Annotated in this window: 1 pseudogene; it reads left to right on the top strand. The window is 60.8% G+C overall.

The window, feature by feature from the left end:
- Positions 1 to 378, top strand: a pseudogene (locus AC2YI2_RS35200) (IS5 family transposase); the annotation flags it as partial.

The raw sequence follows: 378 nt of genomic DNA, 5'->3' as shown, positions 1-378 counted from the left end.
TTTACGTGCTGAAACACGGACTTCAGTGGAAGGACGCGCCGAAGGAATACGGTCCGCACAAGACGCTCTACAATCGTTTCCTGCGATGGAGCGAACTCGGCGTGTTCAGCCGGATTTTCGAGGCGCTCGCGGGAACGGCGAGGCAGCCCGACAGGTTGATGATCGATGCCACGCATCTCAAAGCTCATCGCACCGCAGCCAGCCTGCTAAAAAAGGGGCTCTTTCCCGCTGTATCGGACGTACGAAAGGCGGCCTGAACTCCAAGCTGCACGCTGTCACGGACGGCTTGGGCAGGCCTCTGCTGCTCTTTCTGACGTCCGGCCAGACCAGTGACTACAAGGGCGCGCGCCACCTGCTCGAGCGACTGCCAGGCGCAAG

Source organism: Rhizobium sp. SRI_017, assembly GCF_057586295.1.
This window is presented reverse-complemented; position numbering and strand designations above follow the sequence as displayed.